Source organism: Dendronalium sp. ChiSLP03b (assembly GCF_034531165.2).
GTDB lineage: Bacteria > Cyanobacteriota > Cyanobacteriia > Cyanobacteriales > Nostocaceae > Dendronalium > Dendronalium minutum.
Genome location: NZ_JAVRBR020000102.1, coordinates 23,238 through 40,824 on the forward strand (window position 1 = coordinate 23,238; position 17,587 = coordinate 40,824).

The 17,587-nt window shown below is 42.5% G+C and carries 12 protein-coding genes; 10 read left to right on the forward strand and 2 right to left on the reverse strand.

The window, feature by feature from the left end; translation table 11 throughout:
* Positions 1–13 precede the first annotated feature (13 nt).
* The 6 genes from RMY31_RS23830 to RMY31_RS23855 all read left to right on the forward strand — a co-directional run bounded on the left by RMY31_RS23830 (position 14) and on the right by RMY31_RS23855 (position 6,810).
* On the forward strand, positions 14–835 hold the full coding sequence (locus tag RMY31_RS23830; protein ID WP_409878259.1) for a carbohydrate ABC transporter permease: 822 nt from the start codon (positions 14–16) through the stop codon (positions 833–835).
* Between the two features lie 189 nt (positions 836–1,024).
* Complete coding sequence (locus tag RMY31_RS23835) at positions 1,025–2,182, forward strand: ABC transporter ATP-binding protein (RefSeq protein ID WP_409878260.1); 1,158 nt, start codon at positions 1,025–1,027, stop codon at positions 2,180–2,182.
* Positions 2,139–3,626 (forward strand): mannitol dehydrogenase family protein, encoded by a 1,488-nt coding sequence (locus RMY31_RS23840; RefSeq protein ID WP_409878261.1) that lies wholly within the window; start codon positions 2,139–2,141, stop codon positions 3,624–3,626. Before RMY31_RS23835 ends, RMY31_RS23840 begins: the two co-directional genes overlap by 44 nt.
* A gap of 124 nt (positions 3,627–3,750) precedes the next feature.
* Positions 3,751–5,217, forward strand: a complete 1,467-nt coding sequence (gene xylB, locus RMY31_RS23845) for a xylulokinase (RefSeq protein ID WP_409878262.1) — start codon at positions 3,751–3,753, stop codon at positions 5,215–5,217.
* 146 nt (positions 5,218–5,363) lie between these two features.
* Positions 5,364–6,002 carry a hypothetical protein gene (locus tag RMY31_RS23850; protein ID WP_409878263.1) on the forward strand — a complete coding sequence of 213 codons (639 nt, stop codon included), beginning with the start codon at positions 5,364–5,366 and terminating at the stop codon, positions 6,000–6,002.
* Between the two features lie 10 nt (positions 6,003–6,012).
* Entirely contained in the window at positions 6,013–6,810 is a 798-nt protein-coding gene (locus RMY31_RS23855; protein ID WP_409878264.1) for a pentapeptide repeat-containing protein, read from the forward strand.
* 180 nt (positions 6,811–6,990) lie between these two features.
* Here the strand turns inward: RMY31_RS23855 and RMY31_RS23860 are convergent, their stop codons facing one another.
* Positions 6,991–7,863, reverse strand: coding sequence for a 6-carboxytetrahydropterin synthase (locus RMY31_RS23860; protein ID WP_409878265.1), 873 nt, complete (start codon positions 7,861–7,863; stop codon positions 6,991–6,993).
* A 437-nt stretch (positions 7,864–8,300) separates the two neighbouring features.
* Between RMY31_RS23860 and RMY31_RS23865 the strand changes: the two genes are divergently transcribed.
* Entirely contained in the window at positions 8,301–14,039 is a 5,739-nt protein-coding gene (locus RMY31_RS23865) for an Ig-like domain-containing protein (protein ID WP_409878267.1), read from the forward strand.
* Between the two features lie 47 nt (positions 14,040–14,086).
* On the opposite strand, the gene RMY31_RS23870 is transcribed toward RMY31_RS23865, so the two are convergent.
* On the reverse strand, positions 14,087–14,221 hold the full coding sequence (locus tag RMY31_RS23870) for a hypothetical protein (RefSeq protein ID WP_409878268.1): 135 nt from the start codon (positions 14,219–14,221) through the stop codon (positions 14,087–14,089).
* A gap of 32 nt (positions 14,222–14,253) precedes the next feature.
* Here RMY31_RS23870 and RMY31_RS23875 point away from each other — a divergent pair, with 32 nt between their 5' ends.
* The 3 genes from RMY31_RS23875 (at position 14,254) to RMY31_RS23885 (ending at position 17,582) form a co-directional block, all read left to right on the forward strand.
* Positions 14,254–14,889, forward strand: a complete 636-nt coding sequence (locus tag RMY31_RS23875; protein ID WP_409878269.1) for a hypothetical protein — start codon at positions 14,254–14,256, stop codon at positions 14,887–14,889.
* A gap of 25 nt (positions 14,890–14,914) precedes the next feature.
* Positions 14,915–15,871 (forward strand): hypothetical protein, encoded by a 957-nt coding sequence (locus RMY31_RS23880; RefSeq protein WP_409878270.1) that lies wholly within the window; start codon positions 14,915–14,917, stop codon positions 15,869–15,871.
* A 349-nt stretch (positions 15,872–16,220) separates the two neighbouring features.
* On the forward strand, positions 16,221–17,582 hold the full coding sequence (locus RMY31_RS23885) for an NAD(P)/FAD-dependent oxidoreductase (protein ID WP_409878272.1): 1,362 nt from the start codon (positions 16,221–16,223) through the stop codon (positions 17,580–17,582).
* The last annotated feature ends 5 nt before the right edge of the window (positions 17,583–17,587 follow it).

The following is a 17,587-nucleotide window of genomic DNA, read 5'->3' on the forward strand; positions in this document are numbered from 1 at the left end:
ACGAATTAGCATTATGGCACGTAAAACCTCGAAGCGCTGGCTATGGACATTGCTTGGCTGGCTTGTGGCTTGCATCTTGTTTTTCCCAATCTTCTGGATGTTTCTCACCAGTTTCAAAACGGAAGTTGCAGCAGTTTCCACTCCTCCTCAGTTATTTTTCCAACCAACATTGGAAAACTATGTTGCCATCCAAAACCGGGCAAATTATTTTAATTATGCGTTTAACAGCGTAGCGATTTCCCTCGGAGCAACTATACTCGCGCTACTTCTTGCTGTACCTGCCGCTTACGCAATGGCATTCTTCCCCACAAAACGCACCAAGGGAACTCTGCTGTGGATGCTGTCTACGAAAATGCTGCCACCTGTCGGCGTACTAGTTCCAATTTACATTTTGTGTCGTAACTTTGGCTTACTAGATACCCGCATCGGTTTGATTATCATTTATACCTTAATTAATTTGCCGATTGTCGTCTGGATGATCTACAGCTTCTTCAAAGAAGTTCCTAAAGATATTCTCGAAGCCGATCGCATGGATGGAGCAACCACTCAGCAAGAACTTATTCATGTATTGCTGCCGCTAGCACTGCCTGGAATTGCATCCACTGCCTTGCTCTCGATTATTTTGTCATGGAACGAAGCATTTTGGAGCCTGAATTTAACAACAGCAGATGCAGCACCACTTACAGCCTTTATTGCTTCGTTTTCCAGCCCTCAAGGATTATTCTGGGCAAAACTTTCAGCAGCATCAACACTGGCGATCGCACCAATTCTCATCTTTGGTTGGCTGAGTCAACGGCAATTAGTCCGAGGTCTGACCTTCGGTGCAGTGAAATAAGGCAGTTCCAAATAAAAAAATATCCCAAAACAAACGCAAAAATCCCCTCCATTTCTCCTCTCTCTGTGTTCTCTGCGTCTCTGTGGTTCGTAATTCATTTCTTGGAAATCCTAAATCAACACAGAAGTTCTTAAACCACACTCCTCTCTACGCGAGAAAAAAACTGAAACCCTTTAATGGAAACAATTTATGTCAACAGTTGCTTTAAGAAATATCCATAAAACCTACGCCGACACAGAGATCATCAAAGGCATCGATCTCGATGTGGGCGATCGCGAGTTTGTTGTTTTCGTCGGCCCCTCCGGTTGCGGAAAATCAACCTTACTCCGCATGATAGCTGGACTAGAAGAAATCTCTTCCGGCGATTTGCTCATCGATGGGCAGAAAGTCAATGACATACCACCCGATAAACGCGGATTGGCAATGGTGTTTCAAACTTACGCCTTATATCCCCACATGACAGTGGCAGAGAATATGGCGTTTAGCCTCCGGCTTGCAGGTATGCCGAAAGCCCAGCGGTATGAAAGAGCGCGTGAAGTCGCCCGCATCCTGCAATTAGAGCCACTCTTGAACCGGAAGCCCAAAGAATTATCGGGAGGACAACGGCAGCGGGTGGCAATTGGTCGCGCTTTGGTGCGTAATCCCAAAGTATTTTTGTTTGATGAGCCACTGTCTAACCTGGATGCTTCTTTGCGGGTGCAAATGCGGATCGAGCTTGCTAGCTTACACGACAGCCTGCAAGCCACGATGATTTACGTCACTCACGATCAAGTTGAGGCAATGACCCTCGCTGACAAAATTGTGGTATTGCAAGGCGGCATCATCGAACAAGTGGGTTCTCCCTTGGAACTGTACCACCATCCCCGCAATCTATTCGTCGCCGGATTTATTGGTTCACCGAAAATGAACTTTATCCCGGTCACGGTGTCAACTGTCAATGACTCTGGAACAACAGTCAGACTCCCTGGTGATGCAACCGTAATGATTCCAGTGCAGCCCAAAACCCTGTCGGTTGGAGATAGAGCAACATTAGGAATTCGCCCCGAACATCTGCGGCTCGATGGCAGTAACCCAAGTGTCAATGGTGAAGTACTAGTTGTAGAACGATTGGGCGGAGAAACCTATCTCTACATCAAGATTGCAGGTGGTGATACCATCATCGTGCAGACAGACGGAGATAATCCCGCCCAATTGCATGATTACGTTCCTATTCACATTAACGGTGAGCTTTGCCATTTGTTCGATCGAGACGGTGAAACCATTCCCAAAGCTCGTCGTCACCACCTAACCCTTAATGAATCCCATGAACAGCAATATCAGCCAAGGCTCAGCAATCAAGCTGAATAAAGCATCCCTATCTCGTTTAGGAAATAACGTCCGAGTACCTAATTACGATCGCCATCAAATTACTAACGGCATTGTCCATATCGGTGTGGGTGGGTTCCATCGCGCACATCAAGCGTTATACCTGGATAATTACTTTCATCAAAATCCCGGTAGTGAATGGGGAATCTGCGGAGTTGGGCTACTGGAATTCGACAAACGAATGCGGGATGCACTGAATTCGCAAGATTGTTTGTATACCTTAGTGGAAAAGTCACCAGCAGGCGATCGCGCTCGTGTGATTGGAGCAATTACAGAATATCTGTTTGCCCCAGATAACCGTCAGGCAGTAATTGACACCTTAGCAGATCCCAAATGCCGCATTGTCACCCTCACCATTACCGAAGGTGGTTACTACTATATTGAAGGTAGCGGTGAATTTGATGCCAATCACACAACAATTCAGTACGATTTGCAGCATCCTGATGAACCAATTGGCGTATATGGCTTTTTAACAGCAGCCCTCGATCGCCGCCGTCAACAGGGAATTGTACCATTTACTATATTGTCCTGCGACAACTTGCAAGGTAACGGCAACATTGCCCGTAAAATGTTAACTGCATTTGCCGAAATGCAAAACCCAGAATTAGGACATTGGGTAGCCGAACAGGTAGCCTTTCCTAACTGCATGGTCGATCGCATTACTCCTGCCACAACCGCAGCCGATATCAAAATGGTGGCGGAACAGTTTAATATTGATGATGCCTTTCCAGTTGTTGCCGAACCGTTTCTTCAGTGGGTAGTCGAAGACAATTTCTGTGCGGGTAGACCCGATTGGGAATCAGTTGGCGTACAAATGACCAGCGATGTTCATCCCTACGAGATGATGAAAATCCGGCTATTGAACGCCAGTCACTTGTTAATTGGCTATCTCGGCTCTTTGGCAGGTTACACCTACGTTCATGAGGTGATGGCAGATCCATTAATCCGGCAAGCCGTCGATAATTTGATGGCAGAAGTCACGCCCACACTCCAATCTGTACCAGGGATTGATTTAGATAATTATAAAAAGACCTTAATTGAACGCTTTGCCAATCCTAAGATTCGGGATCAACTGCCGCGTCTTTGCCTCAATAGCTCCGCCAAAATGCCAAAATTTGTTTTAGGCTCAGTTCGTGACGCGCTACGCCAAGGTGGGGCAATTGATTACATGAGCCTAACGGTTGCTGCTTGGTTCCGTTATCTGAATGGAAACGATGACCAAGGTAAAGCCATTGCCATTGACGATCCAATAGCAGGTACTTTGACTCAACTAGCTCGTTCTAGTGATTCCGATGCCAAACCATTGCTCAACCTCACTGAGATTTTTGGCGATTTATCACAGTCGTCACCTTTTGTCGATGCAGTTACGAACCATTTACGCAGATTGTATGAGTTTGGAGCTAAAGAAACATTAGCCCGATTCTGACAGGAAACTTAACCAACCTCTTTTCTCTGTGTCCTCTGTGGTTTAATTTATCGAACCACAGAGGCACAGAGATCGCAGAGAGAAAATATATAGGGCCTTGCCGATCGTAACTTGGGAGGGACAATTGATAGATATCGTAGTTGGCTTAGACTTGGGTACAGGAGGAGTAAGAGCGATCGCAATTGACCTGCAAGGGCAAATTATCGCTCAAGCAACCAGAAGCTATCCCCTATTAACTCCACAACCCGGTTGGACGGAACAAAACTCATCGGATTGGGTCGAAGCCAGTTTAGATGCTCTGTTAGATGTTACTCAACAGCTAAACGGACACCAAGCAATTGCCCTCGGTTTATCTGGACAAATGCATGGTATGGTTCCTCTCGATACCCAAGGCAAAGCAATTAGACCAGCAATTTTGTGGAACGACCAACGCACGGGTAAAGCTGTTGCTGAGATTGAAGCGACTATTCCCCATCAAGAATTAATCCAGCGCACTGGAAATCCGGCAATTACTGGCTTTCAACTGCCAAAGCTCCTATGGTTGCGGACTGAAGAACCACAAGCCTATACTCGGTTGTGGCAGATTCTTTTGCCCAAAGATTATTTAGGATACGTGCTAACTGGCTCGACGGTCACAGAACCATCTGATGCGTCTGGTGTTGGCTGTCTCAATCTAGCAAATCAGCAATGGGATACAGATATTCTCCATGCTCTTGATATCAACCCAGCATTGTTCCCTCCAGTCATAGAATCGACCGCGATCGCTGGTCGGCTAAAATCAGAAATAGCCGCCCGCGTGGGTTTACCTGTGGGATTACCTGTGGTCGCAGGCGGAGGTGACAATGCAGCAGCAGCCATCGGTTTAGGCATCTCATCGAGCAACCTAAACCGAGGTAGTTTGAGTATTGGCACATCGGGAGTTATCTTTGCACCGTGCGATCGCCCAATTCCCGATCCCCAAAGTCGGGTACATTTGTTCTGTCATGTGGATGGTGGCTATCATCTGCTGGGAGTAACGCTGGCGGCAGGTGGTTCTCTGCGTTGGTATCGAGATACATTTGCACCGCATATATCTTACACCGAGCTGATGGATATGGCAGAGCGATCGCAGTCTGGAGCGCGTGGTGTTTTATTTCTGCCCCACCTTGCAGGAGAACGCAGTCCCCACCTCGATCCAGATACTCGCGGTGCTTTCGTGAATCTGTCATTAGCTCATACACAACCAGATATAACTCGTGCTGTGTTGGAAGGGGTTGCATTCAGCTTGCGCGAGGCGTTGGAGGTAATTAGTGCGATCGCTCCCGTTCATCAACTCTTAGCAACGGGTGGAGGCGCACGCTCTAATATCTGGTTACGAATTTTGGCAGATGTTTTGCAAACAGAACTGATTGCTCCCAAAGCCGAAGAAGGAGCTGCTTACGGAGCAGGTATTTTGGCAATGGTGGGAATTGGTGCTTACCCCAATTTAGAAGCTGCACTTAAGATCTGCGCTCAGGATAGTAATGTGGTACAACCGCAGGCAAATCCTTTGTATGAAGCAGGGTTTAAGCGCTACAAGCTACTTTACGATACCTTGAAAGCTGTTCGTTGACAGAACACCATCGCCAAAAGTAGATTACATATTTTAGATAAATTAGAGCCTACCTCTACCAAGAATCTTTTTGCGTAAGTCCTGTTAAGGTTAAACTCATATATTGCAAGAGATAACTTTTACCCTCATGACTGGAGAGCTAAACTTTGGGAATAGAACTACGCAGTTTCGTATTTCTCGACAGCCTGCAACCTCAACACGCAGCATATATAGGAACAGTAGCCCAAGGTTTCTTGCCATTACCAGGAGATACATCACTGTGGATTGAAATCTCCCCTGGTATCGAAATTAATCGCATTACCGATGTCGCGCTCAAAGCTGCCTCTGTCCGTCCAGGAGTACTGGTAGTTGAACGCCTGTACGGTCTATTAGAAGTTCATTCTGCCTCTCAAGGGGAAACGCGAGCTGCTGGTCAAGCGATTTTGGCAACATTAGGAGTCCGAAAAGAGGAATGTCTGAAACCGCGTGTTGTTTCTACCCAAATTATCCGCAACATTGATGCTTACCAAACACAACTCATTAATCGCACGCGACGCGGACAGCTACTATTAGCAGGACAAACGCTGTATGTATTAGAAGTTGAGCCTGCTGCTTACGCCGCACTGGCTGCCAATGAAGCAGAGAAAGCAGCAGCGATTAATATCCTTGAGGTACAAGCTGTAGGCAGCTTTGGACGGCTGTACTTAGGCGGACAAGAACGCGATATTCTTGCTGGTGCAGCGGGAGCGTTAACGGCGATTGAAAGTGTAGCTGGTCGGGTAAATCACCAAGGGCGCAACGAATAAAGGAGAGAAAATGGCAAATCGAGAGCATCTAGCTTTACTGAAAGCTGGTGCAGTCACATGGATTGAGTGGAGAAAGAAAAATCCCCAGATTGAACCAGACCTGAGTGCCGCAAATTTGCAAGGTGATAACCTCAGAGGTGCAAACCTCCAAGGGGTAAACTTGAATAGGGTGGATCTAAGTAATTCTTTACTCGTACGAGCCAATCTTAGCGGTGCTGACCTCGGTGGCGCTAACCTTTATAGAGCAATCCTCATTGAAGCTAATCTCAGCGCGGCTAATTTTAGTATTGCCAACTTGAGCGGTGCTACCCTTACACAGGCAAATCTAACTCATGCCAATCTGATTGGAGCTGATTTGAGTGAAGCGAATCTCAAAGGCGCTGTTATTGCTGATGCTAACCTGATTGGGACTGATTTGAGCAGTGCTAACTTAAGAGATGCCGATTTGGGCACAACAAAGCTTTGCCGGACTAATCTCTGTTTTGCCAACCTCATCGCAGCTAACTTGATTGGGAGTGACCTTAGTGAAGCAAAGCTTTGCGCGGCAGATTTGATGGGAGCTTACCTTTACAAAACTGATCTGTATAAAGCTAATTTAAGTCAGGCTCACTTGAGTAGTGCATATTTGTTGCGGGCTAACCTCAGTGAAGCTGACTTGAGAGGTGCTAACTTGAGTTGGACTAATCTCAGCGGGGCAAATTTAGCTGGGGCCGATCTTAGAGGCGCTAATCTTAGAGGCGCTAATCTCAGAGGCGCTAACCTCATCGGTGTAAATCTTCAAGATACGATTATGCCTGACCTCAAGTAATTCGTAATTCGTAATTCGTAATTCGTAATTCGTAATTCGTAATGAAGAGGCGCAAGACCTTGCGCCTGTAATCAGATTGAATTTGAGTTTCTAGGTTTATTTGAATCCAAAATCCGTCTTGAAAAGTTGCGTGCGGGGGTTTCCCCCGTTGAGCAAACTTTTCGCAAAATCCAAAATTATCTAAACCCGTGCTAATATCGGCTGACTTGCAGCTACATTGACTGAGTTTGATTCTGACTCCGTACAGTAAATTTCACAAGAGTTATTCGGACTTTCAATCAGTTTAACTTTGTAAAGCTTAGCTCCCAATTCTTGGATGGGCGATCGCAGTAAATTACTAATGTAAAGTGCAATATTCTCAGCAGTGGGCACGACTTGAGCAAAGTGAGGAATGTCTTTGTTTAAGAAGGTGTGATCGAACGGCTCCACTACATAATCTTCTATCGCCTGATTCAAAGCACCTAAATCGACAATCATCCCTGTGCGCGGATCGATTTCTCCTTTGACAGTGACTTCTAAATGGTAGTTGTGTCCGTGACCGTGGGGACGGGCACATTTACCGTAAATCTCTGTATTCTCCTCGTTACTGAGGTCAGGATGAGCCAGCCGATGGGCGGCGCTAAAGTGAGTGCTGATGGTGAGGTAGGCTTCCATTGCGTTTCCCGTATAATCTGCCCAAAGTTCAGGATGTTCAAACAACTGCACGCGGACTAAAGGCAAGTGGGGTGCTAACCGTTGCCAAATCACCCGTGCAATATTCTCAGTGGTGGGTAGAGTTTCTTGAAATTCTGCCCACACATCGTTGAGATAAGAAAAGTCTAGTTGGCTGGTAACTTCACGTTTGATTACCTGTTTCACGTCTGACAAGTTCAGCACCATGCCATATTTATCCAATTCTCCAGCTATGGAGATAAATAAGACATAATTATGTCCGTGTCCGGGAAATCTAGAGCAAGCACCAAATTTTTCAATATTCTCGGCTTCACTCAGTTCTGACAACCAATAACGGTGGCTTGCCGAAAATTGAGCGCGGCGATTAACAATGCATTGCATGAGTTATGGCAACAGAATTTAAAATTTCTTAAACTTTCGCTACTTCCAGCATAAACTAATTCCTCGGTTGTTTGTCATTTGGCTAGGGCAAGACAGCAGAAGGAGAAATTCTTCCTAATTCCCAGCCCCCCAATCCCTTTTTCAGTTTGGATGCTCTCCGCTGCAAAACCATGTTCTGCGTTTTTTGTCAAATATTTCTACTGAGCTGACTTTCGTAAGTGAAAGTAATTATATCTAGATAAATTATTTTTCAAAAGTAAATAATTCTTATTTGTTAAGAATTATAGTCATTTTCGGAATACTTATGCTGGAATAGTTATCTATATAAATAAAAATATAGCAATTCTAAATAATTACGGAAAAATCAGATTACCTACTTCTCTAATCAGGCGCTCATTTGGGTCTTTCAGTATTTTTAAAGTTTCTCTTACCTAAACATGATTATTAGAATTTTAATACAATCTCTGCTTACCCTCACAATTGTATTAGGGATAGCAGGGTGTAATTTTTTTGGCATTTCCTCAGGAAAAGAACAACTACCAGCTGTTTCGCCACTCACGCCACCAAAGCTACCCGACTGGATTGAACAAATTAGTCCCATTGGGGATGCTAAACCTCTTAACCAAATTCGCATCCGCTTTAAAGAAGCTTTAATACCAGTTGAAAGTCTTGACAGTCCAGAACAGCAAAAGCTATTACAAAAATTTGCACTTTGGCCACTTTTAACCGGTCAATTTCGCTTTTTAACGCCGCGTATGATAGGCTTTCAAGCTGATAAAGCACTGCCAAATGCTACCAGATTTCAAGTGACTCTGAAAACAGGTTTGGCAGACTTAAAAAATCATCGTTTAGATAAAGATTTAGTCTGGACTTTCAATACTGAACCTATTAAAATAACTGATTTATCTGGAATTAATCCGATTGAGAAAGCTGATGCTGAACCCATTGATTTACAGCAAAAATTGCAATTCACATCAAATGTAGAATTAAATTTAGCTTCCGTACAAGAACATCTACAGTTAATTCCAGAAAATAAAAATAAAGGTGTACGTTTCAATATTGAATTATCCAAAGAAGAGAAACCATTAGAAAACAGTGAAGACCCTTTAGAAAAATTTGATTCTTCAGCACGGAATTGGATTTATAATCTTATCCCGCAGCAAAATCTCGAAAAAGCAACTCGTTATCGCTTAACGTTTTCTCCAGGAGTTCTTCCTGCTGATGGCAATTTGCCCACAGATAAAGAAGTTACCAGTAAATTAACAACTTATTCACCCTTAGCATTTCAGAAAATTAATTTTTATGGACAGCCAGATTCAGGTGGAACCTATGGACGATTTATAAAAGGCAGTCCCCAACTAGAATTTAATAATATTTTAGTAGCAGATTCAGCCAGAGAAAATATTCAAATCAATCCTGCACCAAAAGATATTTCACGAATTATCCAAGTAAACGATGAAGATAGAGTTGTCACTATTAATCCTTATGCACTAGAACCAGCTAAGACTTATACAATTACTATTGGTGCAAATCTGAAAGATAAGTTTGGACAGACTTTGGGTAAGCCTGTCACAGTAAAGTATGAAACTGGAGATTTAGCTGGAGATATTTGGGTGCCATCTGATTTGCATATTTTCCCTGCGGGTAAAGACTTACAGCTAAATATTAATACGGTAAATCTGCCAGAATCCAAATACAAAGCTGCATATAAAGTAGTACAACCGACAGATTTAGTTTATTTTAATTCTGCTTATCCCCAGGGAAATGATAATGATTTATTACCGAAACTGAGTAAGTGGCAAAGTTTTAAGGTATCGGCTAAGAAAAATCAGTCAATTAATCTGACTGTGCCTCTGCGAGAAAAACTTGGTACAGCTACAGGAATGTTAGCTTATGGAGTACAGGCGCGCACAAATAAATATCAGGAGAATGGTAAAACACTGTGGCGGGAACCTACGACTTATGGCTTGGTTCAATTGACAAATTTAGGTGTATTTTCACAGTGGTTTCCTGATTCAGGATTAATTCGCGTCAATCATCTTGCAGATGGTTCGCCAGTCAAAGCTGCTACTGTTGAAATCTATCAATCAAAATTAGAAGCTAAATCTCGTACTGAAACCTCACCTTGTGCATCAGGGAAAACTGATGATAACGGAACTTTAAGGGTTAATCGCGAAAATTTACAGCAATGTTTTGCTGGCAATCCAAGGTTTGTCAAATCACCAGAATTGTTAGTAATTGCCCGTGAAAATCAAGATTGGGCATTTGCCCGAACTGAGGAATATAGCGGTGTTTATGGCTACGGTATTGATGCAGGTTGGCAAGACGGTAAACCAGAATCACGTGGGGTAATTTTCTCAGATAGACAGTTGTATCAACCAGGTGAAAAAGCTTGGTTCACTGGTTTTACTGAATACTTACAAAATAGCAAGATGCAGCAAGATAAAAATGCTGTTTATCAATTAACTTTAGTCAATCCCGACGGACAAAAGACTGATTTAGGTACACAAACTACAAATGAATTTGGTACGTTTTCCCTGGAAGTACCAATCAAGACTACTCAACGTTTAGGCTACTATACAATTCAGGGTAAAGGAAAGAATGGGCAAGAGATTTCAGGTGAATTTCGTGTAGCTGAGTTTAAGCCACCCAATTTTAAAGTTGAACTCAACTTAGATAAAGAATTTGCCTTTGTTAACGAACAAGTTGAAGCTAAAGCTACAAGTAATTATCTCTTTGGCGCACCTGTGGAAGGTGGAGAAGCAAAATATTTTGTGACTCGTCAGCAGACTAATTTTATTCCCAAAGGTTGGGAGGAATTTACTTTTGGTAGACAATGGTTTTGGCCGGAAGAAAGTCCTTCGGTCCCTAGTGATGTATTCCAAACTAATGCCCAGTTAGATACTAATGGTAAAAGTGAGCAAACGATCGCAGTAGCTAAAGATTTGCCATATCCAATGACTTATCGGGTGGATGTACAAGTTGCAGATGTTTCTAATCTGTCTGTGGCAAATTCTAAAACTTTTACCGCTTTACCAAGTAATCGTCTGATTGGATTAAAAAGTAATTTCATTGCTGATGCGGGTAAAGCTTTGCCAATTGAAATTATTGTTACTGAACCTACAGGAAAACCAATAAAAAATCAACGCGTGCGTCTGGAATTACAACAGATAAAATACAGCAGTGTGACGCAAGTTGTGGAAGGTAGCCGGACTCCGAAAAATCAAGTTGAATACAAGACCGTTGCACAAACAGAAATTCAGTCTGGCAGCAGTCCGCAATCTGTAAATCTTACACCACCAGAGTCAGGTTCTTATCGGATTCGAGCTAATTTTAGCGATGCTAAAGATGAATTAAGCGCTACAGATTTGCAAATTTGGGCAACTGGAGAAAATCCAGTATATTGGGGTTCGCGAGAGCAAGATATCCTAGAAATTAAACTAGATAAAACAGAGTTTAAACCAGGTGAAACTGTCACTGCACTGATTCAATCTCCCTATCCCGATGCAGAATTGTACTTTGCTGTGATTAAAGATAAACCCCTTTATCAGCAGATTACCAAAGTCAAGGGAGGCGCACCCCAAATTCAGTTTCAAGTAACACCGGAAATGTTACCTAATGCAGCAGTGCAAGCTGTGTTGGTAAGACAAGGTGCGCCTTTAAATCAGGTGGAACCGGGAAGTTTAGATAACTTGGTACGCATTGGCTTTGCACCTTTTAAAGTGAACTTAGAGGATAAGTATTTAAAACTGCAAGTTCAGCCAGTGCAAGCATCACTAGAACCCGGTGGAGAGGAAACTGTACAACTAGAATTAAAAGACAATCGAGGTAATCCCACCAAAGGGCAGTTTACAGTTATGGTGGTGAATGAGGCAGTGTTGCAACTTTCTGGCTATCGGCCGCCAAATTTGGTTGATACAGTCTACGCCGAACAGCCAATAGCTACCCGCTTTAGCGATAACCGTCCAGATGTGGTGATACAACCTCAAGATATAGCGAAACCCAAAGGTTGGGGTTATGGTGGGGGTTTATCAACGGGTGCAGCAAATACTCGCGTCCGTACAGATTTCCAAGCTTTAGCTTACTACAACGGTTCAGTCCTGACTGATGCTAATGGTAATGCACAGATTACCTTCAAACTACCGGATGACTTAACTACATGGCGGGTGATGGCTGTCGCCACCGATGGAAATCTGCGTTTTGGCAATGGCGATGCAACGTTCGTTACTACTAAACCACTGCTGACTAATGCTATATTGCCACAGTTTGCCCGTCCAGGCGATCGCATCCTCGGCGGTTTATCTGTCACCAACAACACTGGAAATACGGGAAATCTCACAATTAATAGCGAAGTTAGCGGTAACGTGAAGTTTGCCCAGAATAACCCTATAGCTACTTCTTTGCAAACCAAGGCTGAATCAGCAACTCAGGCTTATCGCTTTCCGATGGTGGCAGATAGTGTAGGAGTTGGGAAAGTTCGCTTTAGCACTCAGCTAAATAACACAGCAGATGCTTTTGAAGTACCTTTGGAAGTTAAACCGCTGGAAATTACAGAACAAGTCGTAGAAACAGGTGTAACTGAAAAGCAGGTAAAAATTCCTCTGAATGTTGATAAAAACACCTTCCCAGAAGCGGGAGGTTTAGATATTCAGCTAGCGAGTACCTTAATACCAGAAATTAAAGCACCAGCCAAACAAGTTTTAGAAGATGATGATTTACCTTTTACCGAACCTGCGGCGAGTCAATTAATCATTGCTAGCAATTTGCAAACTTTGGCACAAAAATATAGTCAGACCTTTACAGACTTTAATCCCAATCAAAAAGCAAATCAAGCAATTGAAAAATTGCAAAAACTTCAACTAGCAGATGGCGGTTTCGCAGCTTTCCCAGGACAAGAAAAATCTGACCCTTGGATTTCTCCCTACGCTGCTGAATCTTTAGCTAAAGTTAGTCAAGTGTTCCCTGGTTTGGTTGATTCTGGAATGTTGTCTCGCCTGAAGGGATATTTGCAAAAAGTTTTAGCAAATCCCGGACAATACGACTTTTGCAAACAACAATTGTGTAAAACTCAACTGCAACTCAACACATTGATGGCTTTAGCAGAACTGGGAGACAAACGCAATAGTTTCCTAACAGATATTTATCAACAGCGCAACAACTTTGATTTAGTGACTCAAATTAAACTGGCGCGATACTTATCTCAATTCCCAGAATGGCAAGATAAGTCACAGCAAATGTTTAACCAGTTACAAAAAAATATTTATGAAACTGGTCGCACAGCAGTTGTAAGTTTACCTGATAGTTGGGGATGGATGAGTTCATCTACTACAGCACAAGCGCAAGCATTACGGTTATTTATTGCCAAACAAAGTAAACCAGAAGTGGTAGATAAATTATTCCAAAGTCTTTTGGCACTGCGACGAAATGGCACATGGCAAACTAACTATGATAATGCCCAAGCATTAACAGCTTTGGTCGAATATAGTCAACTACAACCCACACCACCTAATTTTGTTGCCACAGTGCAATTAGCTGGTAAAAAGTTGGCAGAAAATCGTTTTAGTGGCTACCAAAATCCCAGTTTAAATGCGAATGTACCAATGAATAAATTACCCCGCGGCCGTCACGATTTAACGCTGCAAAAATCTGGTAAGGGTACTCTGCATTACTTAGCTGCCTACAATTATCGCTTGCAGGGAAATCAACCGGGTAGATTTAACGGTTTACGAGTCACAAGGGAAATTAGCAAAGTTAATGAAGAGAAAGTTCTGCAAAAAACTGGTCTTTACGCTTTTGATAAACCATTGACTTTAGCATCAGGACAAGTGTTTGATATTGGTTTAGAAATTATCGCCGATCGCCCCGTGGAACATCTAGTAATTAAAGATCCTTTACCAGCAGGCTTGGAAGCGGTAGACGCGAGTTTCCAAACTACTACAGCCGCCTTGCAAGCAAAAGCAGATAGTTGGCAACTAGGATTTAAAACAATTTACCGCGATCGCATTATCGCCTACGCCGACCACCTCGAACCAGGAGTTTACAGCCTGCATTACTTAGTCCGTTCTGTGACTCCCGGTACATTCCTCTGGCCTGGTGCGGAAGTTCATCTGCAATATGCACCAGAAGAATTTGGGCGATCGGCAGATTCTACACTGATACTGGAGGATCTAAAGTAATTATTTTTACTAAACTTTGCTACAACAAATCTAAAAATCTTTCAAGTTTAGCTAAAGTCGAACACTAGTTTATAAAAGAGCGATCGCACTACTGCTACTGAGGCAAGAGGGGCGATCGCTTTTTTCTTGTGAATTCTTGGTTGCTTGAGAATTTGATTCGAGTTTTTCTTGGAATCTTGCAAGATTATATAATCTATGTATAATAGTTATCATTATGGATAATAATCTGCTTCTCTCATTGTTAAAAAACAAACTTGCTGAGACTGAGCAAGATGCAGCTAGACTCAGAGAAATTGCTGTGAAGGCTCAAATAGACGCATCTATCATGGAGGCTTTAGCCAAGAAAATCCAGTCAACTATTGATAGCTTGATGGCAACTCATGACAAGGATCTAAGTGCTAAAGATTACCAGCAATACCTCGAAGATGTAGAAAATGTATCTGATGCTGATGTTTCAGTCAGTCATGGTCATCCAACCAAAAGTCAATCTTTACAAAAATTTCGTCTTCCAAAAGACATGAAGCGTCCTCAGTACAAAAGAACTAGAGGATACGTCACAATTGCTAGACAGATTTTGGCTAATCATCCAAGAGGATTACATATCGATCGATTGACCGACATCATTTTTGAAACTTGTTCGCCTGACGAGTTAGCCAGAGCTAGAAATTCTCTGCTTGCAGAGTTAAACCGGGGTGTAAAAGAAGGAAGATTAGCAAAACTAGAAGATTCAGAGTATTTTTTACTAGAACCGAAACAGTTTGAAAAAAGTGCTGAATTACCCCTATCAACTGATACGCCAGCCAAGTCAATTTCACAATTCAACGGCAAACATCTTCCAGTAAATTCTTAATTATCTTTATCCAAAGGAGTGTTTTGTGGGACAACTATTGAAAAAGTCTGGTAATGAGCAGAATTTTTCCAAAGACTTATTACGTGGTGTAGATCAAGATGGTGCTGAATACTTTACAGTCAAAACCACCGGAGAATCAGGAATGTCTCACCGTGGTTTAGCTAGATTTGTGGGTAAAGTTCAAGAATCTGTAAGTAAACTAATTAAAAAAGTCAGAGCATCTGATCCTAATAATAATAATCTGCTTCCATGCCTTCAACCTTTTGCAGGTATGAGGTTGACCCTTGCAGGGTATTCAGATGGACAAGGGCGAGATATTGTAGAAGATGGGTTTTGTGCTGCTGTAGTTGAGTATTATGCCAAGTGGTCAAAGCCAAGACAGCCAGGAGGCAACGTTAAGGCTCAACAGGCGTTAAGGCTAATTCAACATCTTGGAATGCGGGTTTTTATTCACCAAAAAACTGGTTGGAAGACTAACTCTGGTTCTCCTATCCCTAATGATTTTGAACAGGAATTTGCTGCACATAAACAGCGATTTACTGTGAGACAGATTTTAAAACTTGAAGATCATAGAGAGTTGATGTCTGCTGTACAACGGTGGCAGCAAAAACACAGTGCTTCTAGAAGGATTTTTGCAGACACTAACGATGCATTAAATAAATGTCTACAAGGACTTAAGGCAAGAGAAATTAAGCGACAAAATCAGCTTTCTCAACATGCTGCTATTAGAGACTATTACGATACACGTCCTTTAATAGAGTATTCAGTTTTGAGCAAACTAGCAGCTAACCAAATTCGCTATCATGATGTTCATCCTGTGGAAGCTGTTGATAAAGCTTTGGATTTATATATGCCTACGCATAAAGCCGAACCCATACCAGTTATTGAGAATGTTAACAAAGCAGATAAAAGGTTAAAAGCTGAAGCTAAGCAAAGAAGACTCGCTGCTGGAATTCAGTTGTCATTACCCCTAAATATCTAAATAGTGGTAAGTATCGCCTACCCTACATCTTTAGTCTTTAAAATAGAAGCGATCGCAGGACTTATTAAAATGCTCAAATTTAGCTAATCCTAAGATCCTGTCTTGAAGTTCAATTTTGCGCTAATCGTCCAGTTTCTCAACATCAAGCGATCGCCCACAAATATTACCGTATAAATATTAAATTTTTGAGTAATATATTATACTAATAATAAATTATTTATACAGTAGTTGTAACGACTTTAACTATTTTTTCATCTGTCCAAAATGAACAGAAAAAAATGTGACATTCTCGATACAAATTTGTTAAGAATAGTTACAGTACCCCCGGAGACCCAAGGAAATACTTCTTATGGTAGATGCACTTAATAATAACCCACCCCATCAGGTTGTGATTGTTGGTGGTGGCTTTGGTGGACTGTACACTGCAAAAGCACTAGCTAAGGCCTCGGTAAACGTTACTCTCATCGATAAACGTAACTTTCACCTGTTTCAACCACTTTTGTACCAAGTTGCTACAGGTACGCTATCACCCGCTGATATTTCTTCACCCTTGCGAGCGGTACTCAGTAAGAGCAAGAATACGAAAGTTTTATTAGGAGAAGTGAGTGATATCGATGCAGAAGCGCAAAAAGTCATCTTGGGCGATGAAGCGATACCGTATGATACGCTAATTGTCGCCACAGGTGCCAAGCATTCCTATTTTGGTAAAGACGACTGGGAAGAATTTGCTCCTGGTTTGAAAACCGTAGAAGATGCTATAGAAATGCGTCGCCGGATTTTTACAGCATTTGAAGCAGCGGAAAAAGAAACCGATCCAGAAAAACGCCGTGCTTGGTTAACCTTCGCGATCGTGGGTGGCGGCCCCACCGGAGTAGAATTAGCAGGTGCGATCGCAGAACTAGCATACCAAACCCTCAAAGAAGATTTCCGCAACATCGATACTTCAGAAACCACAATTTTACTTTTAGAAGGCATGGATCGCATCCTGCCACCTTTTGCACCGGAATTATCACAAGCAGCAGCAGAGTCTTTGCAAAAATTGGGTGTTGTTGTCCAGACAAAGACCTTAGTAACGAATATTGAAAATGATGTTATCACCATCAAACAAGGTGATGCAGTTAGAGAAATTGCCGCAAAGACCGTATTGTGGGCGGCGGGTGTGAAAGCTTCGGCTATGGGGAAAGTTTTAGCACAACGCACTGGTGCAGAATGCGATCGCGCAGGCAGAATCATCGTCGAACCCGACTTAAGTATTAAAGGACATCCTAATATCTTTGTAATTGGTGACTTAGCAAACTTTTCACATCAAAATGGTAAACCCCTACCTGGTGTTGCACCCGTAGCAACCCAAGAAGGAGAATATGTAGCGGAACTAATTCAACAACGGCTTAAAGGTAACACATTGCCACAATTTGCTTATAGCGATCGGGGTAGTTTAGCAATGATTGGGCAAAACTCCGCCGTTGTGGATTTAGGTTTTATCAAACTGAAAGGTTTCTTTGCATGGCTATTTTGGCTGTTGATTCACATCTACTTTTTGATTGAGTTTGACAATAAATTAATAGTGATGATTCAGTGGGCATGGAACTATATGACCCGCAATCGTGGAGCAAGATTAATTACAGGTCAAGAATCGCTGCCCCAAGTAGGAACCGACAACATTAATGGTTATTACACACCAGCGGAAAATAGACAGCCAATTAATGTGTAGTTAAC